This window comes from Exiguobacterium sp. s40 (assembly GCF_018617905.1).
GTDB lineage: Bacteria > Bacillota > Bacilli > Exiguobacteriales > Exiguobacteriaceae > Exiguobacterium > Exiguobacterium mexicanum_A.
In genome coordinates this window covers 1-26,716 of the sequence record NZ_JACSLC010000018.1, presented here as the reverse complement: position 1 = coordinate 26,716, position 26,716 = coordinate 1, and the positions used below count along the sequence as shown (strand labels likewise).

The window sequence follows — 26,716 nt, the reverse complement described above, 5'->3', positions numbered from 1 at the left end:
TTATTATGGAAAACGATGGAGGAGAATCCTAAACATGTCTACTGTATATGAACGTGAAATTCGCCTATTTAGCTTAAACTCAAACCGCCCACTCGCCGAAGAGATTGCCAAGGAAATTGGCATCCCGCTCAGCGATTGCCAAGTGAAGCGGTTTAGCGACGGAGAACTTTACATCAACATCGAGGAGAGCGTGCGAGGCGATGATGTGTACATCATTCAATCGACGAGCTCACCGGTGAACGAAACGCTCATGGAGTTACTCATCATGATCGATGCGTTGAAACGAGCATCAGTTCGGACGATTAACGTGGTCATGCCATACTACGGTTACGCTCGCCAAGACCGCAAGGCGCGCTCACGGGAGCCGATCACAGCGAAACTTGTCGCTGATTTATTGACGGTTGCAGGTGCCACGCGTTTAATCACGATGGACTTGCATGCTGCTCAAATCCAAGGTTTCTTCAATATCCCAGTAGACCAATTATTAGGTGTTCCACTCATCTCGACGTATTTTGAGACAGATGAATTTAAAGCGAAAGACATTGTCGTCGTTTCACCGGACCACGGTGGCGTCACGCGTGCCCGTAAGCTAGCCGAACGTTTGAAGGCTCCAATCGCCATCATCGACAAGCGTCGTCCTGAAGCGAACGTGGCTGAAGTCATGAACATCGTCGGCAGCGTTGAAGGCAAGACGGCCATCTTGATCGATGACATCATCGATACAGCTGGAACAATCACGCTCGCGGCTGATGCCATCGTCCAAGCTGGTGCAAAAGAAGTGTACGCCTCGTGTACACACCCAGTCTTATCTGGACCGGCGATGGAACGGATCGACAACTCGTCAATCAAAGAACTCGTCGTTTTGAACACGATCGATTTAGAAGGTCGCGAATGTTCGAGCAAAATCAAGCAGATGTCGGTTGCCCGTTTGCTTGGGGAAGCGATCATGCGTGTCCACGAGCACAAATCGGTGAGCACGCTGTTCGATTAAAAAAACGAGGCCCGAAGGCGTTCGCCTTTGGGCTTTTTTGTTCAGGAGGAATAAGATGAAATGTATCGTCGGCCTCGGGAATCCAGGCAAAAAGTATGAAATGACCCGTCACAACGTCGGTTTTTTAGCGATTGATCGCTTAGCTGACAAACATGGGATTCAACTTGATGAAGCCAAGTTTAAAGCATTGATCGGAACGGGAAGAATCAATGGAGAACGTGTCGTCCTCGTCAAACCGCTCACCTACATGAATCTATCAGGGGAGTCGGTACGTCCGATTTTAGATTATTATAAGATTGAGATTGATGACTTGCTCGTCATTTATGACGACTTGGACATGGTGCCAGGGAAACTGCGATTCCGTCCGAAAGGCAGTGCCGGTGGACATAACGGCATCAAGTCGCTGATTCAACACCTGGGAACCCAAGATTTCAAACGTCTGAAACTAGGCATCGGTCGTCCGCCGCATCCGATTAAAGTCGTCGATTGGGTGCTCATGAACTACCGGAAAGAAGATATGCCAGAATTGAATGATACGCTCGATCAAGCGGTGTCCGCCGCGACTGATTTTGTGGACACGGAATGGATCGCGCTCATGAATCGATATAACTAAAGGGTCAACGTACCCTTTTTTGTCGTATGAGGTGGAGGAAATCAAAATGAATGCTTTAGAGAAATTCATGTTGGCATTGCCTGAGACGAATGTGATTCGGGAGCGGTTGCCAAAAGTTGATTGTCAACTCGTCACCGGATTGACGACGAGTGCCAAAGCGCTCGTGTTGGCAGGTTTGGCGAAAAATTCGCCCCGACGTCTCGTGGTCGTCACACATAACATGTACCAAGCCCAAAAAATGTACGATCAGCTCGAGTCGCTCGTCGGCCCGAGTCAAACATTGCTTTATCCGATCGATGAGACGCTCGCTGGAGAACTGTCACTCACATCGAGCCCAGAACTTCTTGCCGCACGGATTGAAGCTCGAACACGTCTCCTTGACGAAACGGGAGGCGTCCTTGTCGTGCCACTCGGTGGGTTACGTCGCTTTATGCCGAGCCCGACGGACTGGCGGACAAGCCATCGAGTCATCAAACCAGGTCAAGAGCTTGATTTGAAGCCGTTTGCCGAGACGCTGATCACGCTCGGATATGAACGAACGGCTACCGTCACCGCACCGGGTGAATTCTCCGTCCGCGGTAGCATTTTAGATGTCTATCCGCTCACGGAGGCGCGTCCGTATCGCATCGATTTGTTCGACACCGAGGTCGATTCGATTTTTACGTTTGATGCTGAGACACAACGCTCACTAGGGGTCGTCGCCGAAGCGGTCATTCCCCCGGCGACCGAGTTTATCGCTTCGACAGAACAATTGAAAAAAGCTGGACAGGCACTCGAACGTCAATATGATCGGACGCTCTCGTTGATTGAGACGGAGACGATTCGTCAAGCACTTGAGGACGGGATTGCCCGGGACATCGAACAGTTCGGTCGAGGTGAGGCGCCCGAAAAAGTTGGAAAGTACACGCCGCTGCTATATAGCTCGACACTCCTCGACTATGTCGGACCGGATGCTGTCTTGATTTTAGATGAAGTGGCCCGGATTGAAGACGCCGCCGATGTGCAAGATCGCGAGGAAGCCGAATGGTTCTCGTCGCTCATCGAACGCGGGGAATCCGTCAGCAACTATACGCTTGCCGTTCCGATGCATAAAGTGTTTCGTGATTTGAAGCAAGTGGCGTTCTCGCTCCTACCGTCGAGACGGTCGGGGATTCCAGAAACGAACACGGTCCACCTCAGTTGCCGTCCGCTCCCGGCGTTTCACGGGCAGATGCACTTGCTGAAGCAAGAAGTCGAACGTTGGCAACAAGGTGACCATCGTCTCGTCTTCTTAGCAGGGGATCAAACGCGGGCCGACAAGGTGGTAGCATTGCTTGAAGACTATGGCATCTCGTCAACGTTCACAAATGTGGACGGCGAGTTGTTGCCGCGTCATGTCCACGTCATGATCGGACAAATCGAGGGCGGATTCGAGCTCTCGACGAGTCGCCTCGTCGTCGTCTCCGAAGAAGAGCTGTTCAAACGTGTCACGAAGCGAAAACGTCAGACGAAGAATTTGACGAACGCCGAACGGATTAAAAGTTACCAAGAGTTGAAGCCGAACGACCACGTCGTCCACATCCATCACGGGATCGGGAAGTACCTAGGCATCAAAACGATTGAAGTCGGCGGCATTCATCAAGACTACTTACATCTCGTCTATGCCGGTGACGATGCGCTCTACGTTCCGGTCGACCAAATCGATCTCGTCCAAAAGTACGTCGGGGCGGAAGGCAAAGAGCCTAAGATATATAAACTCGGTGGGACCGAGTGGAAGAAGGTCAAATCGAAAGTCGCCAAATCGGTCGAAGATATCGCCGACGAGCTGATTAAGTTGTATGCGGCGCGGGAAGCGTCCGTCGGTTATGCGTTCCCGACCGATGACGAGGAGATGAGTCAGTTTGAAAGCTCGTTCCCGTACGCAGAGACAGAAGACCAGGTCCGTTCCATCGCCGAGATCAAAGCCGATATGGAACGATCACGGCCGATGGACCGTCTCCTTTGTGGCGATGTCGGTTACGGAAAGACGGAAGTGGCGATTCGAGCCGCGTTCAAAGCTGTGCTTGCTGGGAAGCAAGTCGCGTTCCTCGTGCCGACGACCGTACTCGCACAACAGCACTACGAGACGATGCTCGAACGGTTCAGTGAGTTTCCAATCAACGTCTCGGTCATGAGCCGTTTCCGCTCAAAAAGCGAGATGGCGGCAACAAAGAAAGGTCTAAAGGAAGGGACGATTGACGTCGTCGTCGGGACGCACCGCGTCTTGTCGAAAGATGTGACGTTCGCCGACCTCGGACTCGTCATCATCGATGAAGAGCAACGTTTCGGGGTTAAGCATAAAGAACGGCTCAAACAGTTGAAGACAAATATCGACGTCTTGACGCTGACGGCGACACCGATCCCGCGGACGCTCCACATGTCGATGATTGGGATTCGGGACTTGTCAGTGCTTGAGACACCGCCGGAGAACCGCTACCCGGTGCAGACGTACGTCATGGAATACGACGGTATCGTCTTGCGTGAGGCACTCGAGCGTGAACTCGCGCGAGGCGGGCAGGCGTTCTTCCTCTATAACCGGGTCGAAGGTATCGAGCGGAAGGCTGAAGAGATTCGCGCTTTGTTACCGGAAGCACGGATCGCGACGGCACACGGTCGGATGACCGAGACTGAACTCGAGAGCCAGCTTATCAGCTTCCTCGAAGGAGAAGCCGACGTGCTCGTCTCGACGACGATCATCGAGACCGGCATCGATATTCCGAACGTGAACACGCTCATCGTCCACGATGCGGACAAGATGGGACTGTCACAGTTGTACCAGTTGCGCGGTCGTGTCGGTCGTTCCAACCGAATCGCCTACGCCTACTTCACGTATCGGAAAGATAAACGCTTAACCGAGGTCGCGGAGAGCCGGCTACAGGCCATCAAGGAGTTCACGGAGCTCGGGAGCGGGTTCAAGATTGCGATGCGCGACTTATCGATTCGCGGTGCCGGCAATCTGCTCGGGGCTCAACAGTCCGGGTTCATCGATTCGGTCGGATTCGACTTATACTCGCAAATGTTGTCCGAAGCCATCGAAGAACGGAAAGACCGGATGCGCGGCCAGGCGAAACAAGTCGTCTTCAAACCGGAGATTGCGTTCCAAGCGGACGCGTATATCCCGGACGAGTATTTGTCAGACAGCGAATTGAAAATCGAGATGTACAAACGCTTCAAATATGTCGATACACCAGAGGCGCTGTTCGCCCTCCAAGACGAGTTGATCGAACGGTTTGGGGAATTCCCGGAGCCTGTCGCCCTCCTCATCCAACTGACGCGTCTGCGCATTTATGGGGAAATGGCGAAAGTGGCCCGCATCAAACAGACGCCGGGTCGCATTGAGATGGTATTGTCGCTCGAATCGACGACAGCGCTCGACGTGCCATCGTTCATGGAGTGGACGATGCCGCTCGGTCGGAAACTTGGCGTCGGTCAAGACAACGGTGCTCTCAAGTTGTCGCTTAGCGGCAGGATGCCGGTCATCGAACTGTTGAACGATGCCGATACGGTACTCGAGGAGCTTGTGAAGAGGTTGGCCCATGCGGTCGCCAAGTAAATTTGCGACCGGGGTCATCTTATTTGCGCTTGCGGGCTATCTTTCAAAATTCATCAGCTTCGCTTATCGGGTCCCGTACCAAAACATCGCGGGAGACTTTGGCTTATACGCCTATCAGACGGTATACCCGTTTGCTGCGATCGTCGCCTCGCTCGGCATGTATGCGATGCCGGTCGTGATTGCGAAAATTGGTGTCGGGGCCCAAGGGCCAAGACGCAAGCTCGAGGTGTTGTGGGGGAGTTTTTATGTCTTACTCGGCCTCGGCTTCGCCCTTGTCGTCGCGATGTGGATGCTCGCACCGGCGATTGCCCGTCTTCTCGGTGACATGCAGCTCGCACCGACGTTACGCGTGATCAGCCTCAGCTATTTGCTTATGCCCGCGTTGGCGGTGCTCCGCGGTTCGTTCCAATCGGTCGATGACTTAAGGCCAAGCGCCATCTCGCAAGTGCTTGAGAACCTTGTCCGTGTCACAGTTCTGCTCGTCGCTCTGTTGATTGGTGTCCGCTTTGGACAAGACGCCTATACGCTGAGCCGGTACGCGTACGCGGCGACGCTCGTCGGAGGTGTGGTTGCGATTATCATCTTATCGTTATGGGCGAAGAAGCTGCGGGTCGTCCCGGTCCAACGTGCGACGTTGCGGTCTGTCCTTCGTATTTTACTGACGACCGGCTTTGCCGTTGGCTTCGCCTCGCTCGGGATTTTATGGATGCAACTCGTCGACTCGTTCACGATTGTCAATTTGATGGGCGGGGATTATGCGGCGAAAGTCGGCAAAGGGGTATTTGACCGAGGCTATCCGCTCGTTCAATTCGCGATTCTTTTCACGACGGCGCTCGGGATGGCAAACGTCCCGAACTTGGTGCGGCATTATCGTGCCGGTCGTATCGAAGCGACCTCTTCCGGACTCAGTTCGATGATTCGCGTGACGACAACGGTCGCCGCAGCGGCCACCATCGGCTTGATGGGTGTCATGCTTCCATTAAACATTGCCTTATTCGAAAATGCCGCTGGGACAATGGCACTCGTTCTGTTGGCGACAAGTACGTTTGCTGCTTCGCTTGCCGTGGCGAGCATGACGTGTCTACAGGCGATTGATCGGGAACGCACAGCTGCTGTCGGTATGATTCTTGCGATCGGTGTCAAACTCGTCAGCAATCTGTGGCTCGTCCCTCCCTATGGCATCGAAGGGGCTGCCCTCGGGACATCCCTTGCCTTTTTAACGATGGCCGCGTTCAATTTCAATCGGCTTGATCAAATCATTCCGCTTGGCATGCTCCGATTTCGACACTATGGGCGTATCATCAAAACGGTGGCGCCAATGGGGGGTGTCTTGTTCGGTTTGAATGTCATCATAATGAACTGGCTGCCAAATCGTCTCGATGCCCTCATCTGGCTCGTCTTCATGCTCGTGCTCGGGGCCGGCATTTATGTCTGGCGGTTATGGAAAGAACAAATCTTGACGATAGACGAGTGGGAAATGATCCCGTTCGGAGGTCGTCTCATCAATCTGCTAGAAAAAAAGGAGAACTGATATGAGTTACGGAATTACGGTCGTCGGCCTCGGGTCTGGCGAACTTGATCAACTACCGCTCGGTGTCTATCGTCATTTGAAGCAGCAACCACTCGTTTGGTTGCGCACGAAAGAACACCCTGTCGTCAGCGAACTTGAGGCGGAAGGCGTGACGTTCGAATCGTTTGATGCGATTTACGAAGCGAGTGACACGTTCGAGGACGTCTACCGACAAATCGTTGAGACGTTGCTTGAAAAGAGTGAAGAGCTAGCCATCACCTATGCCGTACCGGGACATCCGTTCGTGGCGGAGCGGACGGTCGAGCTACTCGTCGAACAAGGTGCGGACGTCACGTTCCTCGGCGGTCAGAGCTTTTTGGACGCCATGTTCCAAGCCCTCCGCATCGATCCAATCAACGGCTTCCAATTACTCGATGCGACCGCGCTCGATGTCGAACGGATTCAAGTGACTCAACACGTATTGATTGGTCAAGTGTATGACGGGTTCGTGGCCGGAGACGTGAAAGTCCAGTTGATGGAACGTTATCCAGATGAGCACATCGTTAAACTCGTGACGGCCGCCGGGACGAAACGCGAGCGGGTCAGTGAAATCCCGCTCTACGAGATGGACCGCGTGGCAGAAGTCGACAACTTGACGACGCTCTATGTGCCGCCGCTCATGGATGAGACGCATTTGGCGCGCGAGTTTTCGACGTTGAAGCATATCATTGCGACGCTCCGCGGACCGGACGGGTGCCCATGGGATCGGAAGCAGACGCACGAGTCGCTCCGCAAATATTTGCTTGAAGAAGCATATGAGTTGATTGAAGCGATTGACGCGGAAGACGATGATGCCATTGTCGAAGAGCTCGGTGACGTTTTGCTTCAAGTCATGCTCCACGCCCAAATCGGGGCGGACGAAGGCTATTTTGATATCCGGGACGTCATTGGCGCCGTCAGCGAGAAGATGGTCCGCCGTCACCCCCACGTGTTCGGTGACGTGACAGTAAACGATGCCGATGACGTCGTGACGAATTGGAATGCGATTAAACAAGTGGAAAAAGGGGAAAAAAGAAAATCGCAGCTAGATGGTGTCCTCATGACTCAACCCGGGTTGATGCGGGCCGAGCAGTTGCAGAAAAAAGCTGCACAAGTCGGTTTCGAATGGGACGATGTTCAAGGTGCGTTCGAGAAGTTGGAAGAAGAACTCCGCGAGTGGAAAAGTCAGCCGGAAGATGAACGAGAACTTGGCGATGTCCTGTTCTCAATCGTCAACGTGGCGCGCTATTTCAAGTTGAACGCTGAGCAGGCGCTCGAACGGACCAACCAAAAATTTAAGAGACGATTCGAATACATTGAAGCGAACGGCTCCCTCGACGAGATGACGCTCGACGAGATGGATCGGCTCTGGGATGAAGCGAAGGAGAAGGGATTATGAGATTAGACAAGTTTTTGAAAGTATCCCGTTTGATTAAACGGCGCACATTGGCGAAAGAAGTTGCCGACCAAGGCCGAATTCAGTTGAACGGACAAGTAGCGAAAGCGAGCACGGACGTCAAAGTCGGTGACGAGTTGCAAATTCGCTTCGGAAACAAGCTCGTCACGGTTGTCATCGACTCGATTGCCGAGCATGCTCGAAAAGAGGACGCGAAAGAAATGTACCGCTTGCTCAAAGAAGAAAAGGTGAACAGTGGTACGGAAGCGTAAAAAAAAGGTATACTGAACGTAACAGGACAGGAGGAAGGTGATTCGATGAATGGACGTAACCCGATGGAACGCAAACAGCGGATTCGGGCTCTTGATGAACGAAGAGAACAGCTGGAAAAAGAACAGAACCGGCAACGTATCCATCTTCGACGCCGCCTGGCTGCAGCCTCGCTTCTCTTTTTGTTGATGATTGTCTTCATCGGTCAGAGTTACTTCTCGAAAGTCGGATATGTGTCCGAGCAAGAACGGAAACAAAATGAAGCGCAAGTCGAACTTCGGGAAACGAAGGACGAACAGTCAGAACTAAAAGAGCAGGTCGAGCGTTTACAAGACGAAGAATACATCGCCAATCTAGCGCGCAACGAGTTGTTGTTCTCGAAAGATGGCGAGATTATTTTTTACTTCTCACCAGAGGAATAAGTGGGTTCGTTGACCGTTGACGAATCGACTCGTATAATTGTAGGGAATCAATCAAAAAAGGAGTACATTATTTTATGTCAATTGAAGTAGGAAGCAAGGTACAAGGTAAGGTTACAGGGATTACGCATTTCGGAGCGTTCGTAGAGCTTCCAAATGGCAAAACGGGTTTGGTGCACATCAGTGAAGTGGCAGATTCTTACGTCAAAGACATCAATGAGGTTCTAACGGTCGGTCAAGAAGTGACGGTCAAAATCTTGAACGTCGAAAACGATGGCAAAATCGGGTTGTCTATCAAAAAGGCCGTCGATCGTCCTGTCAGTGAACGCCCAGAGCGCCCAGCCGGCGAGCGTTTCTCTCGTGGCCCACGCCCAGGCGGCCCGGGTCAAGGCGGCCCACGCCCAGGTGGTCCAGGACAAGGTGGCCCACGCGGTGGCGGCGGTCCTCGCGGTGGCGGTCCACGTGGTGGCGGCGGACGTCGTGAAGTACGCCGTGAACCAGAAACGTTCGATACGTTGATGAGCAAGTTCTTGAAAGATAGCGACGAGCGCTTGACAACGTTAAAACGTCAAACCGACTCAAAACGCGGTGGACGTGGAGCCAAGCGCGGGTAACCCTTCGTAAACCATCAGCTTCTACTCGTAACGATAGACGGTCTTCCTCAAGAAGACGACGAACCACAGACTTTTATAGTCTGTGGTTTTTTTTGATTCTTTTTTTGTTATGAAAAATAACTAAAAAGGGTTGCATTTTTTCGGAGAAGCGAGCACAATAGGGAACATGAAAAAATAGTTATGTTTTATAAGTGAAAGGTGAGAATGAAAATGAATGGATGGAAACTGTGGTTGGCGGAATGGAGAAGCATCGGGAAGAATCCTCGGGTCTGGGTCCCGATTCTCGCGGTCGCACTCGTCCCGCTCATGTATGCCGGGATGTTCTTATGGGCGTTTTGGGATCCGTATGGACAGATGAAAGACTTGCCGGTGGCGATCGTGAACGAAGACCAGGGAGCGACGTTCGACGGGGAGCAACTTGCCGTCGGGGACGAACTCGTTGAGAAGTTAAAGACGTCTGAGGCGTTCGAATTTATCGAGACGACGAAACAAGAAGCCGAGTCAGGGTTGAACGATCATGACTATTACATGGCGATTGAGATTCCGGCAAACTTCTCAGAAAAAGCGACGACGGCGCTCAGCGAACAACCTGAGAAGCTTGAACTCAAATATATCGCCAATGAATCGTATAACTTTTTAGCGGCTCAAATCGGCGGTTCCGCGATGGAGCAAGTGAAAGGTGAACTGTCGACCGAAGTCGCGAAACAGTACGTCAGTGCGATGCGTGACGGGATTCAAGATGCCGCTGCTGGACTCGATGAAGCGGCGGCTGGGGCGGGAAAACTAGCAGATGGATCGCAGACGGCCGAACAGGGGGCGACCCAATTGGCCGACGGGACCGCATTGCTCGCTTCAAAACAACAAGAATTGGCTGACGGGGCGAGTCGGCTGAATGAAGGTGTGGCCCAACTCGAGACAGGGACGACGGAGTTGGCGAAGGGAAGCCAGCAAGTTTATGCAGGTAGCGCCGCCTTATCAGACGGGGCACGTCAAGTGAATGACGGGGCGTCTGCCCTTCAAGACGGAACGAGCCAACTTGTCGAAGGGACAGACACGTTCGCCTCGAAGTTGGAGGAATTGCACAGCGGGACGGCTTCTCTCAATCAAGGCGTTCAACAACTCGCGGCCGGGATTCAGCGTTCGAAGGACGGCAGTGAGCAATTGAGTGCCGGTTCAAATGAATTGGTGGCCGCGATGACGGCGGCGAAAGAAGGGAATGCCGCCTTGATGGCAGGAGAGACGGAACTCGTGGCCGGAATCGGTCAGATGAAAACAGAAGTGTTGGCCAGTCAAGATCAGTTGATGACCCAGCTGTCAGCACTCGCCGAGGCAGGGCAACCTGCTTCACCAGAGATGCTACAGGCGATTGTGGCCCAATTGGCGGAAGGTCAAACAGCGACAGCCGCTGGATTCGATGCACTGTCCGCGGGAGCGACGCGTGTGAAAGAAGGACAGGCCGCGCTCGGTGACGGATTGACGCAAGCAGAGGCTGGTGCCAATGAACTCGCTTCGGGACTGGTGACGTTACGTGACGGACAAGCCGAACTCGCAAGCGGGGCACAGGCGTTGGCGGATGGGTCGACCCAAGTGGAACAAGGGGCGCAAACGGCAGCCGTGAGTTCGAAAGAGTTGGCTTCGGCAAGCAATCGCTTAAACGCCGGCGTCGGAGCGTTGAAAGACGGGACCGCCGAACTCGCGTCCGGCAGTACGCAGTTGACCGAGGCGACGGGCGCCTTGTCAGAGGGGAGTTCGAAACTCGCAGACGGGGCGAAGAGCGCCGGCGCGGGCACGAATACACTCGCGAACGGGGCTGTACGTTTGGCAGAGGGCGGTAAAGACCTCCAGTCAGGTAGCGACCAGCTCGCAGACGGAGTGTCCGAACTTGCGGCTGGTAACAGCAAGTTACGGGACGCGCTCGCCGATGGGGCCGAAGCGGCCGCGATCGACATCCGAGACGATAACGTCGACATGATGGCCGGACCGGTCACGGTCGTCAACGAATCGATTCACAAGGTCCCGAACTACGGAACGGGTTTTGCACCGTACTTCATGTCACTCGGACTATTCGTCGGGGCGCTCTTGCTCTCGATCGTCTATCCGCTGTACGATCCGGCTGGAAAACCGAAACGTAGCCTGTCATGGCTCGTCTCAAAATCAGGTGTGTTGCTCGTTATCGGATTTATTCAAGCGCTCGTCTTGGATGTGGCGATGGTCATGTTGCTCGGACTTGAAGTCGAGGCGCCGCTCCAGTTCTTCGGATTCAGTTGGCTCGTCAGCATCACGTTCCTCTTAATCGTGCAGCTACTCGTCACGACGCTCGGAAATCCGGGCCGTTTCGTAGCCATCGTCTTATTGATCCTTCAATTGACGACGTCGGCTGGAACGTTCCCGCTCGAACTGATTCCGAGCGCCCTCCAACCGTTTAACGCCTGGTTGCCGATGACATACACCGTATCGGGCTATAAAGAAATCTTGTCAGCGGACGGCTGGAGCTACCTGCAACAAGCAATCATCTATTTGGCGTTCGTCTCAACCGCTTGCTTCTTCCTGCTATGGGGATATTTCCGCATCGCTTGGAAGAAAAAATATCGGCTGACGACGTCAGAAGCGTGATGCACAACGAACTGAAAATCGTGTATAGTGGATAAGACGACACTATACACGATTTTTTTGTGAAAAAACTTTTAAAAAAGAATTGACACTGGCGTGGGTACTGGTTATTATAGAAAATGTGCTTAGGACACAACAATAACATGGCGGTGTAGCTCAGCTGGCTAGAGCGTACGGTTCATACCCGTGAGGTCGTGGGTTCGACTCCCTCCGCCGCTACCATTTTATTTAGGCCCGTTGGTCAAGCGGTTAAGACACCGCCCTTTCACGGCGGTAACACGGGTTCGAATCCCGTACGGGTCACTTACCTAAGCGAAAAGAAGCCATCTCACTCGAGATGGCTTCTTTTGTTATATCAAGGAGGCGGACGGATGACGAGAGTATTGGTTGCCGTGTCCGGTGGAATCGATTCGGTCGTCTTGTTGGATCGGGTCATTCGGAACGGTATGGAAGTGGGCGTGGCCCATGTCCATCATGGACTGCGTCCCGAGTCGGATGAAGAGTATGAATTTGTGCGACGTTTGGCCGACAAGTACGACGTGCCATTTCATGGCAAACGGCTCGCTTTCCCGAACGGCGGTTCGCAGGCGAGTTACCGGACGGCACGATATGCGTTCTTTGAACAGGTTATGCAGAAGTTCGACTATACACAACTGATGACGGCCCATCACGCGGATGACCAACTCGAGACCGTCCTCATTCAACTGCAGCGTAACGTCGTCGAAGTGACGGGGATTCCTGAGCGTCGTCCGTTCGCAGGAGGAGAACTCGTTCGTCCGCTCTTATCGGAACCGAAGCGGGAACTGATTGCCTATGCCAAACGATACGGACTTGAATGGAGGGAAGATGCGAGCAACGCCACGACCGAATATTTGCGCAATCAAGTGCGGCATCAGATCGTGCCCCAGCTCCTCGCGTCGCAACCGGATCTTGTTCAAGTTGTGAGCGAAACAGCTCGGCATCAACGCGAATTGTGGCGGACCCGCTACCGACAGATGGAGAATTGGATCCAGGACAACGTGCGACTCGAGATGAAAGCGTTTCACGTGAAATCGGATAACTTGATGTGTCTAAATCCTGTCGAACGATACACCGTCGGGCGCCTGCTATCAATGCGCTACGGGGTAGAGGTGGGGACCGCGATCGACCGTCTGTTAACGAGTGCCCAAGGTTCTGGCCACTTCGACTTAGAGGGGTCATGGGGCCTGCGGAAACAAGACGGGCTCTTATCATTACAGGCAACTGGTCAATCGCTCCTAGCCCCACACAAACAAGTGGTAACGACCTTCCCAGCGCATGTAGTGTTCGGGACTTCATTATTCTCACTAGACGTTGAGGATGATACGGACGGCATCCCGCTCGAGGCGATCGAGTTGCCGTTGATCATCCGCTCTGTCGAGGCTGGGGACGCGATGAAACTGTCCATCGGGACGAAAAAAGTCGCCCGCATCTTCATTGACGCGAAGATTCCGCGAGAAAAACGGCCTTTTGTCCCATTGGTAGTTGACGCAACGGGACGGATTATCGCTATAGTAGGGGTAAGAGTTTCCGATTTTCCGGATAAGTCGGGTGCGATGTGCCCACGATTAATGGTAAAATGATGATTGTGTCGGATAAGAAAGAGGAGGATTTTAAGATGTCATTAATGAACGATATGGAGAAAGTACTGATTTCAAGCGAAGAGATTCAAGGTAAAGTGAAAGAACTCGCTACAACACTTAGCGAAGAATATAAAGAAGAGTTTCCACTCCTCGTCTGCGTGTTAAAAGGTGCGATGCCATTCATGTCAGACCTCGTCAAAGAAATGGACATCCATTTAGAAATGGATTTCATGGACGTGTCGACGTATCATGGCGGAACGTCATCGACGGGTGAAGTTAAAATTGAGAAAGATTTAAATACATCTGTAGAAGGACGCGACATCTTGATTGTAGAAGATATCATTGATAGTGGACTCACGCTCGGCTATCTCGTCGACCTGCTCAAGTACCGCAAAGCCAAATCGGTTAAAATCGTGACGCTTCTCGATAAACCGACGGGCCGCAAGAACGGATTGTCGGCAGATTATAGCGGTTTCGTTATTCCGCACGAGTTTGTTGTCGGCTATGGTCTCGATTACGAAGAGAAATATCGTAACCTTCCGTACGTCGGTGTGCTCAAGCCGAGCATTTACGGGGGCTAACGTTTTTCTTTTGAAAATGCGTCGTGTTAAGATAAAAGAAATACCCAAAGTATACACATATACTGAATGGGCGAGAACATCGTTTCTCGGAATAGGAGGCAGAGAATGAATCGTGCAGTGAAAAACACCTTAGTTTTCGGTGTGATTTTCCTAGCCTTGATCTTGTTCCTTCAATATTTACAAAACCCGAATAGCCAGAGCGAGACGCTTACGTATTCGAAGTTCTTGGAATATGTGGAAGAAGGTCGGATTGAAACGGCAACCGTACAAGAAATTCCGGGAGCTATCTCAATTACAGGAGATCTAACAGGAGACGAAGATCAGCGTTTTGAAACGAATATCCCGGCCAACGAGGCCGAATACGCCGAAGTGCTTTCGTCACTTCGCGCGGATACTGACATCCAAATCGAAGAGGCGGAGTCGAGTGGGAACTGGTTTAGCATCGTGTTTGCGATCTTACCGTTCATCATCATCTTCATCTTATTCTTCTTCTTGCTTAACCAAGCCCAAGGTGGCGGAGGTGGCGGTCGTGTGATGAACTTCGGGAAATCGAAGGCAAAACTATACGATCAAGAGAAGCGCCGTGTGACGTTTGAAGACGTTGCCGGAGCGGATGAAGAGAAGCAAGAGCTCATCGAAGTCGTTGAATTCTTGAAAGACCCACGTAAGTTCTCGAAACTCGGGGCACGGATTCCGAAAGGTGTCTTGCTTGTCGGTCCTCCGGGAACAGGTAAAACATTGCTCGCTCGTGCAGCTGCAGGAGAAGCCGGTGTACCGTTCTTCTCAATCTCAGGTTCTGACTTCGTCGAAATGTTCGTCGGTGTCGGGGCGTCACGTGTACGTGACTTGTTCGAGAATGCGAAAAAGAACGCACCGTGTATCATCTTTATCGATGAAATCGATGCGGTCGGACGTCAACGTGGCGCCGGCCTCGGTGGTGGCCATGACGAGCGTGAACAAACGCTTAACCAACTTCTTGTCGAGATGGATGGATTCAGTGACAACGAAGGCATTATCATGATTGCCGCGACGAACCGTCCGGATATTCTTGACCCGGCCCTTCTTCGTCCAGGCCGTTTTGACCGTCAAATCACGGTTGATCGTCCGGATGTTAAAGGCCGTGAAGCGGTACTCAAAGTTCATGCGCGCAACAAGCCACTTGATTCGACAGTCGACTTGAAGTCGATCGCGCAACGGACACCTGGATTCTCAGGTGCCGACCTTGAAAACTTATTGAACGAAGCAGCGCTCGTCGCAGCCCGGTCTGACCGTTCAGCGGTATCAGTCGTGGATGTTGAGGAAGCGATTGACCGCGTCATCGCCGGTCCTTCTAAGAAGAGCCGTGTCATCTCGGAGAAAGAACGCCAAATCGTCGCCTATCATGAAGCGGGTCATACGATTATCGGGATTGAACTTGAGAATGCAGATGAAGTGCATAAAGTGACGATCGTTCCTCGCGGTAACGCAGGCGGCTATGTCGTCATGCTTCCAAAAGAAGATCGCTACTTCATGACGAAACCTGAGCTTGAAGATAAAATCGTCGGTCTCCTCGGGGGCCGCGTGGCGGAAGACGTCATCTTCGGTGAAGTGTCAACAGGAGCAAGCAATGATTTCCAACGTGCGACTGGTATCGCCCGGAAGATGGTCATGGATTACGGGATGAGCGACAAGCTCGGGCCGCTCCAACTTGGGTCGAACCATGGTGGACAAGTCTTCCTTGGCCGTGACTTCCAAACGGAACAGAACTACTCGGATGCGATTGCACAAGACATCGACCTCGAGATTCGTGATATCATCAACCGTTGTTACGCGAAAGCGAAACAAATCTTGACGGATCGTAGAGACGATCTCGAACTCGTCGCGAAGACGTTGCTCGAAGTCGAGACGCTCGATTCGAAACAGATTCGTCACTTGATTAAGACGCGCGAATATCTTCCGCACGAACCGGAAGAGCCGTCTGAACCATCGAAAGATGATGCAAGCGACGAAGCGAAGAAAGATGAGGCGGCCGTCAAGCACGGACAAGTCATCGATCAGCCTGGAGTCGTTCAAGAAGCGAAGCCGGATGTTGTCCCTGAAGGCGATAAGCCGGAAGCGACACCGACGGAACGCCCGAACAACGAATCACGGTAAGTGTAAGAGACGAATGCCCTAAACAAGGCATTCGTCTTTTTTCGTGTTATAATTCGAGCGAACTGTAATTGACAACAAAGTGAGGAACGCTATCATGATTTTAGTGATTGATGTTGGGAATACAAATATTGTCCTTGGGATGTATGACGGCGAGACACTCGTCCATCATTGGCGCATCTCGACAGACCGCACGAAAACGACCGATGAATACGGCATGCTCGTGAAATCACTGTTCGATCATTCGAACGTCTCATTCGATCAGATTGACGGTGTGATTCTGTCTTCGGTCGTTCCGCCGGTCATCTTTCCGCTCGAGCAGATGTCGCAGCGCTACTTTAACGTCCGACCGATTGTCGTCGGTCCCGGCGTAAAAACCGGTCTCGACATTCATGTTGATAATCCGCGTGAAGTCGGAGCGGACCGCATCGTCAACGCGGTTGCTGGAATTGCCAAGTATGATGGACCGCTCATCATCGTCGATTTCGGAACGGCGACGACGTACTGCTATATTGATGAGAACCGCCGTTATCACGGAGGCATCATTTCACCGGGGATCATGATTTCGGTCGAGGCGCTCTATCAACGGGCGGCCAAGCTGCCGCGCATCGAGCTCGCGACACCGCCTACGGTCGTTGGGAAAAATACAATTCAAGCGATGCAGTCCGGGACGTATTACGGCTATGTCGCACAAGTCGATGGCATTGTCGGTCGTATGAAGCGTGAAGTCGGAGAAGCGACCGTGATTGCCACGGGCGGTCTCGCGCGTTTGATTAGCGAGCATGCAGAGACGATTGATGTCGTCGATTCATTTTTGACGCTCGATGGGCTTCGTCTCATCTATGAGCGCAACCAGAAATAAACTTAAAGGAGTTACTCGATATGATTCAACCAGAACAACAAGCATTACTTGACCAAATGAAAGCCGATTACCTCGTCCGTGCCCTCGGGTTCAACGGGGAAGTCCGCGCGTTTGCCGTCCGGACGACAAAAACAATCTTTGAAACGCAACTCCGTCACCAGACGACACCGGTCGCTTCAGCAGCGCTCGGTCGCACGATGACGATCGGGACGATGATCGGTGCGATGCAAAAAGGCGCCGCTCGCGTGACGCTCAAAGTCGAAGGCGATGGACCAATCGGGAAAATCATCGTCGATGCCGATACGGCGGGAGACGTGCGCGGTTACGTGTCACATCCTCGTGTCGAAGGCGGCACGTTTGTGAATGATCACGGTTTGACAAAGTTGAAAGTCGGTGAAGCCGTCGGACGCGGGACGATCTCGGTCATTAAAGACCTCGGTTTGAAAGACTTTGTCGGCGGCTCGTCTGAGATTCAAACGGGTGAGATTAGCGAAGACTTCACGTACTACTTCGCGACGTCAGAACAAGTGCCGTCAGTCGTCGGTGCGGGTGTGCTCGTCCTCCCGGAAGATGAATCGATTCTTGCGGCCGGTGGCATTATCGTTCAATTGATGCCGGATGCGTCAGAAGAGACGATTCAAGCGCTTGAACAGGCGCTCAAGACGTTCCCGCCAGTGTCGGTCCTCATCGGTGAAGAGAAAACACCGGAAGAAATGCTCCATATGCTCCTTGGCGACAGCCTCGAAGTGTTGGATCAAAAACCGGTCCAATTCAATTGCACATGTGGCCGCGACCGTATGGAAAGCGCGATTATCGGGCTCGGTGCCGAAGAGATTCGTCACATGATTGAAGAGGATGGCGGCGCTGAAGCGGTTTGTCACTTCTGCGGCGAGAAATACCACTTCTCGGCGGAACAATTAGAAACGATGAAACAACAAGCACGTTGACCGCTTTACTCCAAATTGCATATTTTGAATCTGATAGGGTATGATTACAATATCGGAATAGTCGGAATTATGGAGGAGGAAATGAAATGCGTATCGTAGATTCAGTAACAGACTTGATTGGAAAGACACCGATTGTGAAGTTGAACGGATTGACTGGCGCTGAAGATGCCACGGTTTACTTGAAATTGGAGTATATGAACCCGGGCTCTAGCGTAAAAGACCGGATCGCGCTCGCTATGATTGAAGCGGCTGAACGAGAAGGGGTCTTGAAACCAGGAGATACGATTATCGAACCGACCAGTGGGAACACGGGAATCGGTCTCGCCATGGTCAGTGCGGCCAAAGGCTATAAAGCGATTTTGGTCATGCCGGAAACGATGAGCATGGAACGTCGCAATTTGCTTCGTGGCTACGGTGCCGAACTCATTTTGACGCCGGGTCCTGAAGGGATGGGCGGAGCGATTCGCCGTGCGACGGAAGAGGCTGAACAAAACGGTTATTTCCTCCCGCAGCAGTTTAACAATGAAGCCAACCCGAACGTGCACGAGATGACGACGGGACCTGAAATCGTCGACGCGTTCGATGCGTCAGGTCTTCAAGTCGATGCGTTCATCGCCGGCGTCGGGACAGGCGGAACAATCACGGGAGCGGGTAAAGTGTTGAAAGCCCACTATCCGAACGTTCAAATCCTAGCGGTCGAACCGGTCGATTCACCGGTCTTGTCGGGTGGTAAACCAGGCCCGCATAAAATCCAAGGGATCGGGGCCGGGTTCATCCCGTCGATTCTCGATACGGAGATTTATGAAGGTGTCCTTCAAATCACGACCGATCAGGCGTTCGAATACGCACGTCTTGCGGCCAAAACGAACGGCGTGCTCGGAGGCATCTCGTCAGGTGCGGCCATCGCAGCCGCTGTCGATACGGCCAAACGTCTCGGCAAAGGCAAAAACGTGCTGGCAATCATCCCGTCAAACGGAGAACGCTACCTCAGCACACCGCTCTATCAATTCGATGAAGAATCAGATAGCGTTCGCTCATAAGCAAACGGCAGTTACCGGGAGACAACTTCTTTCGGTAACTGCCTTTTCTTGTGTACAATTAAAGGCATGAATCAGTGGAACGGGGGAATGTGGCGTGAGACGAACAGCGTTCAAAACCATGAGCATGACAAAAGAGAAGATGTACGACACATATATGACATTGACGGAAGGAAAGAACAACTACGCGTGGCTAGAGAGTGGACGAGTCGGTCGCTATACGATGGCCGGGATTGAACCGTTCGCTACGCTTCACCTGAAAGATGGGGTCGGAACGTTCGTCACAGTAGAGGCGACGGAAACACTGTACGGTGACCCGCTCGACATCGTCGAAACAATCCGGACCCGGTACGCCACCGAGCGGCCAGCTGGCGCTCCCCCGTTTTTTGGCGGGATGATCGGCTATGTGAGCTATGATGTAGCCCGTACCCTCGAACGTTTACCACGGCAGGCAGCAGACGATTTGGCGACACCGGACGTCTCGTTCTTGCTGTTCGATGAAGTAGCGGTCTTCGATGAAGAAGAGTCACTTTTATATATGCTCGTTACGACGGACGATCAGTTAGAAGTGAAACTCGATCGCTTTGTCGCCCTCTGGCACACTGAGACGCACTATGCGTTCCCACAGGTCGCGAGCGGAACGGTCGAGCGATCCCGTTCGCTGTCACAGGATGAATTCGTTGCGGCCGTTCAAAAGATTCAAGACTACATCGTCGAGGGCGATGTGTTCCAAGTGAATTTGAGCGTCCGGCAGTCGGAACCGCTGCTCGCACACCCGCGTCACATCTACGACACGCTCCGGAAAGTGAACCCTTCACCGTATATGGGTTATTTCGTTGACGACTCGCTCACGATGGTGTCGGCTTCACCAGAACTGTTGATTGAAAAACATGGCGCCGCCATCTCGACCCGTCCGATCGCCGGAACGAGACCGCGAGGCCGGGATGAGGCGGAAGATCTGGAACTGGCTCGGACGCTGCTCGACAATGAGAAAGAGCGGGCCGAACACGTCATGCTCGTCGACCTTGAACGAAACGACTTGGGCAAAGTCGCGGCTTACGGGACAGTGCATGTCGATGAACTGATGGTCATCGAGAAGTACTCGCACGTCCAACATATTGTCTCGAACGTGCGCGGTTTGATGCGGGACGGCGTATCGGGAGCCGAAGCACTCGGCGCGATGTTCCCGGGCGGTACCATCACCGGGGCGCCGAAAATCCGGACGATGGAAATCATCGAGGAACTCGAACCGGTCCGGCGTGGGATTTACACCGGCTCATACGGCTGGCTTAGTTGGGATGATAACCTCGTGTTCAACATCACGATTCGGACGATGGTCGTGAAGGACGGAATCGCCCATGTTCAGGCGGGTGCCGGGATTGTGATCGATTCGGATCCTGAAGCGGAGTACGCCGAATCACTTTCCAAGGCGAAAGCGCTATGGACGGCGAAAGAAATGACGGAGGCGACAGTATGATTTTACTCATCGATAACTATGACTCGTTCACATACAATTTAGTTCAATACTTTGGGGAGCTCGGTGAACAACTCGTCGTCCGTCGTAACGATGACATCACGATCGAGGAAATTGAAGCGCTCGCCCCAAGTTATCTCGTCATTTCGCCTGGCCCGTGTACACCTAACGAGGCAGGCGTCAGTATCGACGCGATTCAGGCGTTTGCCGGTCGCCTTCCAATCCTTGGCGTCTGTCTCGGACATCAAGCGATTGCTCAAGCGTTCGGCGGAAAAGTCGTCCATGCCGAGCGGCTCATGCATGGCAAGACGTCAGCGATTCAACATGACGGAAACACGCTGTTTAACGGCATCCCGCAACAGACAATCGTGACACGCTACCATTCGCTCGCAGTCGAACGAGACTCGCTGCCATCGTGCTTGCAAGTCACGGCCGAGACGAGCCTAGGAGAGATTATGGCACTCCGGCATGAAACGTTACCGATTGAAGGGGTGCAGTTTCATCCGGAAGCGATTTTGACAGAACACGGCAAAGACATGATTCGTAATTTCGTCGAGGTGTATCGTCATGTGGCTTTGGCATAACGGGGAACTGCGGGGCAACTCTGAAGTAACGATTCCGGTGGAAGATCACGGATTTTTATATGGGATGGGCCTGTTCGAGACGTTTCGAACGTTCAATGGCATCCCGTTCTTGTTTGATCTTCACTGGGAACGTCTCGAAAAGAGCTTAGCGGAACTATGGATTGATTTACCGTATACGAAACAAGGGATGGAGCAGGCGATTCAAGACGTCGTTCGTCAAAACGGGACCCCGAACCTGTATGTGCGCTTGAACGTGTCCGCGGGGGTGGCGCCACTTGGACTCTACGACGGACGCTACACTCGTCCGAACGTGACACTGCTCGTCAAGCCGTTACCGGAATCGTTCCAGCCCACGGAAAAACGGCTGGAAGCCATCCCGTTTCCGAGAAGTCGGCCCGAAGCAGCATTCCGCTTAAAATCCCATCATTATATGAACAATATATTAGGGAAGCGCATGCTCGTTGATCGGGAGGCGGAAGGACTGTTCGCCGATGACTCAGGACATGTCGTAGAAGGGCTCGTTTCGAACGTCTTTTGGGTCGAAGCTGACCAACTTTGGACGACGCCGCTCGCGACGGGACCTCTGGCTGGGGTCACGCGACGTTGGGTGATGGATACGTTTGATGTGAAGGAACGTGATGTGACGTTTGCTGAACTTACACAGGCAGACGAGATTTGGTTGACCAATTCGGTTCAACAGATTGCTCCGGTCACAGACTATGCCGGGAACAGTTATCCAGGAAAAGACGGAGCAAAATTTAAAGCATGTTGGTCTGTCTTGTTGCATGCGATTGAAAGGGAAGGAACGCGATGACAAAAATCATGGGAATTTTAAATGTGACACCGGATTCGTTTTCGGACGGAGGACGGTATACGGCGCTCGAACAGGCGGTCGCTCACGCCAAGCAACTCGTTCAAGACGGAGCGGACGCGATTGATATCGGCGGGGAATCGACACGGCCGGGAGCCCGGTTCGTCTCGGCGGAAGAAGAAATCGAGCGAGTCATTCCTGTCATTCGTCAACTGAAGCAAGAGCTCGACGTGCTCATCTCGATCGATACGTACAAACCGGTGGTGGCAAAGGCAGCATTAGAAGCCGGGGCCGATATCATCAATGACGTCTGGGGCTCGAAGTGGGGTGATCAATCGATGGCACAAGTGGCACGGGCGTTTAATGTTCCTATCATTTTGATGCACAATCGCGACAATCGAAATTATGGACATTTCATCGAGGAGGTCGTCGGTGACTTGTATGAATCGATTGAAATCGCTCAAGCGGCAGGTGTGCCGGATGAGATGATTTGGTTAGACCCGGGAATCGGCTTTGCGAAAGACTATGCGCAAAACATGGAACTGATGAATCGACTCGACGTGATCACGAACCTCGGTTATCCGGTGTTACTCGGGACGTCGCGGAAATCATTCATCGGGCAAGCGCTTGATCTACCGACCGAAGAACGACTGGAAGGGACACTGGCGACGACGTGTCTAGGTATCATGAAAGGCTGTGCGTGGATTCGGGTCCATGACGTACGAGAGAATAAACGAGCGTCACTCATGATGGACGCGATGCTGGGAGGCGGACAAATTGGATAAGATGTTTGTGGATGGGATGCGTTTTTATGGCTATCACGGTGTGTTTGCAGAAGAGAATCGACTCGGTCAACGGTTCAACATCGATTTAATGTGTGAGTTGGATTTGGCGCCGGCCGGACAATCGGACGATTTGGCAGACGGCGTCAGTTACGCGGGACTCTATCAATTGACGGAAGACATCGTCACTGGGGAGCCGGTCAATCTGCTCGAGACGCTGGGCGAGCGCATCACGACGGCTGTCTTGGCCCACAGCGACAAGATTCAAAGCGTCACCGTCAAAGTGATCAAGCCGGACCCGCCCATCCCGGGTCATTATGACTCAGTCGCAATCGAGATGACACGGAGACGGAACGTATGATGTACGTAGCGCTGGGATCGAACATTGGGGAGCGTGCCAACTATCTGGCAGAAGCGATTCAAGCGATGGCGGCAAACGGTCTTCAGGTGATGAAAGAGTCGTCCGTATATGAGACGGCTCCGGTCGGATACACAGATCAGCCATCTTTCTACAATATGGTCGTCGAAGTCGAGCCGTCCTTTTCTGCGGAAGCGGCCTTGCTTCAACTCCAACAGATTGAACGGGACCTAGGGAGAGAGCGGTTATTTAAAAACGGACCGCGTACAATCGACCTTGACATCTTGGTCTATAACAGCGAAGATATACAATCGAAGCAGTTAACTGTTCCGCATCCACGGATGCATGAACGCGCTTTTGTCCTTGCCCCGTTCGCGGAGATTGCTCCGGTGGTCGAGGTAAAGGGAATGACGGTGCGGGCATTACTTGAAGCCCTCCCTGAGTCGGAACGGCAAGATGTCGTCCGTCTCGGACCGTTACAATCATTGGTCAACTCGGTTTAACGTTAGCAAAGGAAGTGGAGAAGTGTCAGGGTTCAAAATTGGTAATATCGATATAAAGAACCGCGCCGTCCTTGCCCCGATGGCCGGAGTGACAAACCCTGCGTTTCGTTTGATCGCTAAAGAATTTGGCGCGGGACTCGTCTGTGCTGAAATGGTCAGCGATAAAGGGATTTTATTGGAGAACGCAAGAACGCTCCGGATGCTCTACGTCGATGAACGGGAAAAACCGCTTAGCCTTCAGATTTTTGGTGGTTCGAAAGACACACTCGTCAGAGCGGCCCAGTACGTGGATCAAAACACGAATGCGGACATCATTGATATCAATATGGGTTGTCCAGTCCCGAAAGTCACGAAGTGTGAGGCGGGTGCCAAATGGTTGCTTGACCCGGATAAAGTTTATGAGATGGTGAACGCCGTGTCGCAAGCGGTCGATAAGCCGGTCACGGTCAAAATGCGCCTCGGTTGGGACGAAGACCATATTTATATTCTCGACAATGTTCGGGCGGCTCAATCTGGAGGAGCGGCGGCGATTGCGATTCATGGTCGTACGCGGTCTCAACAATATGAAGGAACAGCGAATTGGGATTGGATTGGCGAAGCCAAGAAGATTGCGACGGTTCCGATTATCGGTAACGGCGATATCTCGACACCTCAAGAAGCAAAACATGCGATTGATCACTACGGTGTCGATGCCGTCATGATCGGGCGGGCAGCACTTGGTAACCCATGGATGCTGTATCAAACGGTGCAGTATTTGGAAACGGGTGAACTTCCGCCAGAACCAGCGGCGCGTGAAAAAATCGACATCTGTATGTTGCACCTCGATCGCTTGATTGCCATCAAAGGAGAAGTGACGGCCGTTCGCGAGATGCGTCAACATGCGGCGTGGTACTTGAAAGGGTTGAAAGGCAGCGGCCCGGTTCGGAAGCAAATCAACGAAACGGAATCGCGAGATGCTTTTGGCATCGTGTTGTATCATTTTGTGGAACAGCTCGAGCGACAAATGCAAGAAGTGTGAACTAGTGAAAAAAATTGATTTGTGGTAAGCTTGTTTGGCGAAAAAGTGAACCACACAAGCAAACGGTTTAGGCTGTGCTGTTGGCCGTGAGGCTGACAGTTTTTTATTAGACATCCCCAATACGTATAGAGGAGTGAATGGAGTAGTGAGTCACGAGTTGGAAATGAACGATCAAATGCAGGTTCGGTTTGAAAAAATGACCGAGATGCGTGAACAAGGGCTTGACCCGTTCGGACGTCGGTTCGAACGTTCTGCCCACGCCGGTGAATTACATGAACAATATGAGGCGATTGAAAAAGAAGCCTTGGCCGAACAAGACGTCGAAGTGACGCTTGCCGGACGAATCATGACGAAACGTGGAAAAGGGAAAGTCTTTTTTGCCCACATCCAAGACGTCACAGGACAAATCCAAATTTACGTTCGTAAAAATGACGTAGGTGACGAACCGTTCGATTTATTCAAATCATCTGACCTTGGTGACATCGTCGGTGTGAAAGGGAAGTTGTTCAAGACGAACGTCGGCGAATTGTCGATTCATGTTGAAGAGTTCGATCTCTTAACAAAAGCACTTCGTCCGCTTCCTGATAAATACCATGGCTTAAAAGATGTTGAGCAACGCTATCGTCAACGTTATTTGGATTTAATTACGAATAACGATTCGCGTCAAACGTTTATTCTGCGTAGCCGCATCATCTCGGAAATTCGGAATTTCTTGAACCATCGCGGTTACTTGGAAGTCGAAACGCCGATGTTGCATACAATCGCAGGTGGAGCGGCGGCCCGTCCGTTCTTGACGCACCATAATGCACTTGATATGGAATTATATATGCGGATCGCCATCGAGCTTCATTTGAAGCGCTTGATTGTCGGTGGTCTCGAGCGCGTGTATGAGATTGGCCGTGTCTTCCGTAATGAGGGGATCTCAACACGTCATAACCCAGAGTTCACGATGATTGAATTGTATGAAGCGTATGCGGACTATAATGACATCATGGATTTGACGGAAGAACTCGTAGCTCACGTAGCCCAAGAAGTGCTTGCCACGACGGACGTTCAATATGGAGAAGATACGATTCATTTGGCTATCGGTTGGAAACGTGCGCACATGGTCGACTTGGTTAAAGAAGAAACAGGCGTCGATTTCTGGCAACAGATGTCTGATGAAGATGCACGTGCGCTTGCAAAAGAGCACGGTGTCGAGATTCAAGACCACATGACATTCGGTCACATCGTCAATGAATTCTTTGAGCAGAAAGTCGAAGAAACATTGTTACAACCGACGTTTGTCACAGGTCACCCTGTCGAAGTATCGCCATTGGCGAAAAAGAACGATACAGATCCACGCTTCACGGATCGATTTGAATTGTTCATCGTTCGTCGTGAACATGCGAACGCCTTCACGGAATTGAATGATCCGATTGATCAGCGTGAGCGTTTCGAAGCTCAACTTCTTGAGAAAGAAGCAGGGAATGACGAAGCCCATGAATTGGACAACGATTTCCTTGAGGCGCTCGAATACGGAATGCCACCAACGGGTGGTCTTGGAATCGGAATCGATCGCCTCGTCATGTTGTTGACGAATGCACCATCGATTCGTGATGTTCTATTGTTCCCGACGATGAGACACCAACAGTAAAGAATCGTTTTAACCTCTCGCTCTTACGGGCGAGAGGTTTTTCTATGGAGAAGGTTGCCAGTTTAAAGAAGCTAAAAACTTTTTTAGAAAAACTTTTGCAAAAACTCTTGCGTTCTATTTAGGGATGCGGTAAAGTAATAAACGTTGCCGCTGATGGCAGCGGAAAAGAATAAAAAAAGTGGTTGACAACTGTGTCGATGACTTGTATTATTTTAAGAGTCGCCAATGAGCGACAGACGAACTTTGAAAACTGAACGATGAGGCAAAAATAAGTTTTACAATTTTTGAATGAAGCGCAAGCTTCGTCATTTTTAAAGAGCTATATCAAATTCTTTGGAGAGTTTGATCCTGGCTCAGGA

Annotated in this window: 23 protein-coding genes and 2 tRNA genes; all 25 read left to right on the top strand. The window is 52.1% G+C overall.

What is annotated here, in order from left to right; all coding sequences use genetic code 11:
• The first annotated feature begins 34 nt into the window (after window positions 1–34).
• The 25 genes from KNP02_RS13400 (at window position 35) to lysS (ending at window position 26,357) form a co-directional block, all read left to right on the top strand.
• Window positions 35–991, top strand: a complete 957-nt coding sequence (locus KNP02_RS13400) for a ribose-phosphate diphosphokinase (RefSeq protein WP_214709886.1) — start codon at window positions 35–37, stop codon at window positions 989–991.
• A 55-nt stretch (window positions 992–1,046) separates the two neighbouring features.
• Window positions 1,047–1,604, top strand: a complete 558-nt coding sequence (pth, locus tag KNP02_RS13395; protein WP_034781796.1) for an aminoacyl-tRNA hydrolase — start codon at window positions 1,047–1,049, stop codon at window positions 1,602–1,604.
• 46 nt (window positions 1,605–1,650) lie between these two features.
• Complete coding sequence (gene mfd, locus KNP02_RS13390; protein WP_214709888.1) at window positions 1,651–5,175, top strand: transcription-repair coupling factor; 3,525 nt, start codon at window positions 1,651–1,653, stop codon at window positions 5,173–5,175.
• Window positions 5,159–6,706, top strand: coding sequence for a polysaccharide biosynthesis protein (locus KNP02_RS13385; RefSeq protein ID WP_214709890.1), 1,548 nt, complete (start codon window positions 5,159–5,161; stop codon window positions 6,704–6,706). The genes mfd and KNP02_RS13385 overlap by 17 nt, the downstream gene beginning before the upstream one ends.
• A gap of 1 nt (window position 6,707) precedes the next feature.
• Window positions 6,708–8,123, top strand: a complete 1,416-nt coding sequence (gene yabN, locus KNP02_RS13380; protein ID WP_214709892.1) for a bifunctional methyltransferase/pyrophosphohydrolase YabN — start codon at window positions 6,708–6,710, stop codon at window positions 8,121–8,123.
• Window positions 8,120–8,392 (top strand): RNA-binding S4 domain-containing protein, encoded by a 273-nt coding sequence (locus KNP02_RS13375; RefSeq protein ID WP_021065741.1) that lies wholly within the window; start codon window positions 8,120–8,122, stop codon window positions 8,390–8,392. The genes yabN and KNP02_RS13375 overlap by 4 nt, the downstream gene beginning before the upstream one ends.
• A gap of 45 nt (window positions 8,393–8,437) precedes the next feature.
• Window positions 8,438–8,812, top strand: coding sequence for an FtsB family cell division protein (locus KNP02_RS13370; protein ID WP_034781803.1), 375 nt, complete (start codon window positions 8,438–8,440; stop codon window positions 8,810–8,812).
• Window positions 8,813–8,886: 74 nt separating this feature from the next.
• Window positions 8,887–9,423 carry a S1 domain-containing RNA-binding protein gene (locus KNP02_RS13365; protein WP_034781804.1) on the top strand — a complete coding sequence of 179 codons (537 nt, stop codon included), beginning with the start codon at window positions 8,887–8,889 and terminating at the stop codon, window positions 9,421–9,423.
• A gap of 210 nt (window positions 9,424–9,633) precedes the next feature.
• Window positions 9,634–12,036 carry a YhgE/Pip domain-containing protein gene (locus KNP02_RS13360; protein ID WP_214709894.1) on the top strand — a complete coding sequence of 801 codons (2,403 nt, stop codon included), beginning with the start codon at window positions 9,634–9,636 and terminating at the stop codon, window positions 12,034–12,036.
• Between the two features lie 142 nt (window positions 12,037–12,178).
• Window positions 12,179–12,255 (top strand) — tRNA-Met (locus KNP02_RS13355).
• Between the two features lie 9 nt (window positions 12,256–12,264).
• Window positions 12,265–12,336: transfer RNA gene (locus tag KNP02_RS13350), tRNA-Glu, on the top strand.
• A gap of 68 nt (window positions 12,337–12,404) precedes the next feature.
• Complete coding sequence (gene tilS / locus KNP02_RS13345; protein WP_058765137.1) at window positions 12,405–13,634, top strand: tRNA lysidine(34) synthetase TilS; 1,230 nt, start codon at window positions 12,405–12,407, stop codon at window positions 13,632–13,634.
• A 35-nt stretch (window positions 13,635–13,669) separates the two neighbouring features.
• Window positions 13,670–14,215, top strand: a complete 546-nt coding sequence (hpt, locus tag KNP02_RS13340) for a hypoxanthine phosphoribosyltransferase (RefSeq protein ID WP_021068188.1) — start codon at window positions 13,670–13,672, stop codon at window positions 14,213–14,215.
• A gap of 105 nt (window positions 14,216–14,320) precedes the next feature.
• Window positions 14,321–16,348, top strand: a complete 2,028-nt coding sequence (gene ftsH, locus KNP02_RS13335; protein WP_214709896.1) for an ATP-dependent zinc metalloprotease FtsH — start codon at window positions 14,321–14,323, stop codon at window positions 16,346–16,348.
• A 94-nt stretch (window positions 16,349–16,442) separates the two neighbouring features.
• Entirely contained in the window at window positions 16,443–17,207 is a 765-nt protein-coding gene (locus tag KNP02_RS13330; protein WP_021068190.1) for a type III pantothenate kinase, read from the top strand.
• 20 nt (window positions 17,208–17,227) lie between these two features.
• Window positions 17,228–18,154 (top strand): Hsp33 family molecular chaperone HslO, encoded by a 927-nt coding sequence (gene hslO / locus KNP02_RS13325; protein WP_051627654.1) that lies wholly within the window; start codon window positions 17,228–17,230, stop codon window positions 18,152–18,154.
• An 86-nt stretch (window positions 18,155–18,240) separates the two neighbouring features.
• Window positions 18,241–19,194, top strand: a complete 954-nt coding sequence (gene cysK / locus KNP02_RS13320) for a cysteine synthase A (RefSeq protein WP_021068192.1) — start codon at window positions 18,241–18,243, stop codon at window positions 19,192–19,194.
• Window positions 19,195–19,288: 94 nt separating this feature from the next.
• On the top strand, window positions 19,289–20,668 hold the full coding sequence (locus KNP02_RS13315) for an anthranilate synthase component I family protein (protein ID WP_214709898.1): 1,380 nt from the start codon (window positions 19,289–19,291) through the stop codon (window positions 20,666–20,668).
• A complete protein-coding gene (gene pabA / locus KNP02_RS13310; RefSeq protein WP_214709900.1) occupies window positions 20,665–21,249 on the top strand; it encodes an aminodeoxychorismate/anthranilate synthase component II in 585 nt (194 codons plus the stop codon). The genes KNP02_RS13315 and pabA overlap by 4 nt, the downstream gene beginning before the upstream one ends.
• On the top strand, window positions 21,233–22,063 hold the full coding sequence (locus KNP02_RS13305) for an aminotransferase class IV (protein WP_214709902.1): 831 nt from the start codon (window positions 21,233–21,235) through the stop codon (window positions 22,061–22,063). The genes pabA and KNP02_RS13305 overlap by 17 nt, the downstream gene beginning before the upstream one ends.
• On the top strand, window positions 22,060–22,845 hold the full coding sequence (folP, locus tag KNP02_RS13300; protein WP_214709904.1) for a dihydropteroate synthase: 786 nt from the start codon (window positions 22,060–22,062) through the stop codon (window positions 22,843–22,845). The genes KNP02_RS13305 and folP overlap by 4 nt, the downstream gene beginning before the upstream one ends.
• Window positions 22,838–23,203, top strand: a complete 366-nt coding sequence (folB, locus tag KNP02_RS13295; protein ID WP_214709906.1) for a dihydroneopterin aldolase — start codon at window positions 22,838–22,840, stop codon at window positions 23,201–23,203. Before folP ends, folB begins: the two co-directional genes overlap by 8 nt.
• Entirely contained in the window at window positions 23,200–23,703 is a 504-nt protein-coding gene (gene folK / locus KNP02_RS13290; RefSeq protein WP_214709908.1) for a 2-amino-4-hydroxy-6-hydroxymethyldihydropteridine diphosphokinase, read from the top strand. Before folB ends, folK begins: the two co-directional genes overlap by 4 nt.
• A gap of 79 nt (window positions 23,704–23,782) precedes the next feature.
• On the top strand, window positions 23,783–24,721 hold the full coding sequence (gene dusB / locus KNP02_RS13285; protein WP_233005531.1) for a tRNA dihydrouridine synthase DusB: 939 nt from the start codon (window positions 23,783–23,785) through the stop codon (window positions 24,719–24,721).
• Window positions 24,722–24,866: 145 nt separating this feature from the next.
• Complete coding sequence (gene lysS / locus KNP02_RS13280; protein WP_214709912.1) at window positions 24,867–26,357, top strand: lysine--tRNA ligase; 1,491 nt, start codon at window positions 24,867–24,869, stop codon at window positions 26,355–26,357.
• Window positions 26,358–26,716 lie beyond the last annotated feature (359 nt).

What these genes read in the sequence shown, in the direction of transcription:
- KNP02_RS13400 (WP_214709886.1), top strand. Translation starts at nt 35, where the DNA reads ATGTCTACTGTATATGAACGTGAAATTCGCCTATTTAGCTTAAACTCA.
- pth (WP_034781796.1), top strand. Translation starts at nt 1,047, where the DNA reads ATGAAATGTATCGTCGGCCTCGGGAATCCAGGCAAAAAGTATGAAATG.
- mfd (WP_214709888.1), top strand. Translation starts at nt 1,651, where the DNA reads ATGAATGCTTTAGAGAAATTCATGTTGGCATTGCCTGAGACGAATGTG.
- KNP02_RS13385 (WP_214709890.1), top strand. Translation starts at nt 5,159, where the DNA reads ATGCGGTCGCCAAGTAAATTTGCGACCGGGGTCATCTTATTTGCGCTT.
- yabN (WP_214709892.1), top strand. Translation starts at nt 6,708, where the DNA reads ATGAGTTACGGAATTACGGTCGTCGGCCTCGGGTCTGGCGAACTTGAT.
- KNP02_RS13375 (WP_021065741.1), top strand. Translation starts at nt 8,120, where the DNA reads ATGAGATTAGACAAGTTTTTGAAAGTATCCCGTTTGATTAAACGGCGC.
- KNP02_RS13370 (WP_034781803.1), top strand. Translation starts at nt 8,438, where the DNA reads ATGAATGGACGTAACCCGATGGAACGCAAACAGCGGATTCGGGCTCTT.
- KNP02_RS13365 (WP_034781804.1), top strand. Translation starts at nt 8,887, where the DNA reads ATGTCAATTGAAGTAGGAAGCAAGGTACAAGGTAAGGTTACAGGGATT.
- KNP02_RS13360 (WP_214709894.1), top strand. Translation starts at nt 9,634, where the DNA reads ATGAATGGATGGAAACTGTGGTTGGCGGAATGGAGAAGCATCGGGAAG.
- tilS (WP_058765137.1), top strand. Translation starts at nt 12,405, where the DNA reads ATGACGAGAGTATTGGTTGCCGTGTCCGGTGGAATCGATTCGGTCGTC.
- hpt (WP_021068188.1), top strand. Translation starts at nt 13,670, where the DNA reads ATGTCATTAATGAACGATATGGAGAAAGTACTGATTTCAAGCGAAGAG.
- ftsH (WP_214709896.1), top strand. Translation starts at nt 14,321, where the DNA reads ATGAATCGTGCAGTGAAAAACACCTTAGTTTTCGGTGTGATTTTCCTA.
- KNP02_RS13330 (WP_021068190.1), top strand. Translation starts at nt 16,443, where the DNA reads ATGATTTTAGTGATTGATGTTGGGAATACAAATATTGTCCTTGGGATG.
- hslO (WP_051627654.1), top strand. Translation starts at nt 17,228, where the DNA reads ATGATTCAACCAGAACAACAAGCATTACTTGACCAAATGAAAGCCGAT.
- cysK (WP_021068192.1), top strand. Translation starts at nt 18,241, where the DNA reads ATGCGTATCGTAGATTCAGTAACAGACTTGATTGGAAAGACACCGATT.
- pabA (WP_214709900.1), top strand. Translation starts at nt 20,665, where the DNA reads ATGATTTTACTCATCGATAACTATGACTCGTTCACATACAATTTAGTT.
- KNP02_RS13305 (WP_214709902.1), top strand. Translation starts at nt 21,233, where the DNA reads ATGTGGCTTTGGCATAACGGGGAACTGCGGGGCAACTCTGAAGTAACG.
- folP (WP_214709904.1), top strand. Translation starts at nt 22,060, where the DNA reads ATGACAAAAATCATGGGAATTTTAAATGTGACACCGGATTCGTTTTCG.
- folK (WP_214709908.1), top strand. Translation starts at nt 23,200, where the DNA reads ATGATGTACGTAGCGCTGGGATCGAACATTGGGGAGCGTGCCAACTAT.
- dusB (WP_233005531.1), top strand. Translation starts at nt 23,783, where the DNA reads ATGGCCGGAGTGACAAACCCTGCGTTTCGTTTGATCGCTAAAGAATTT.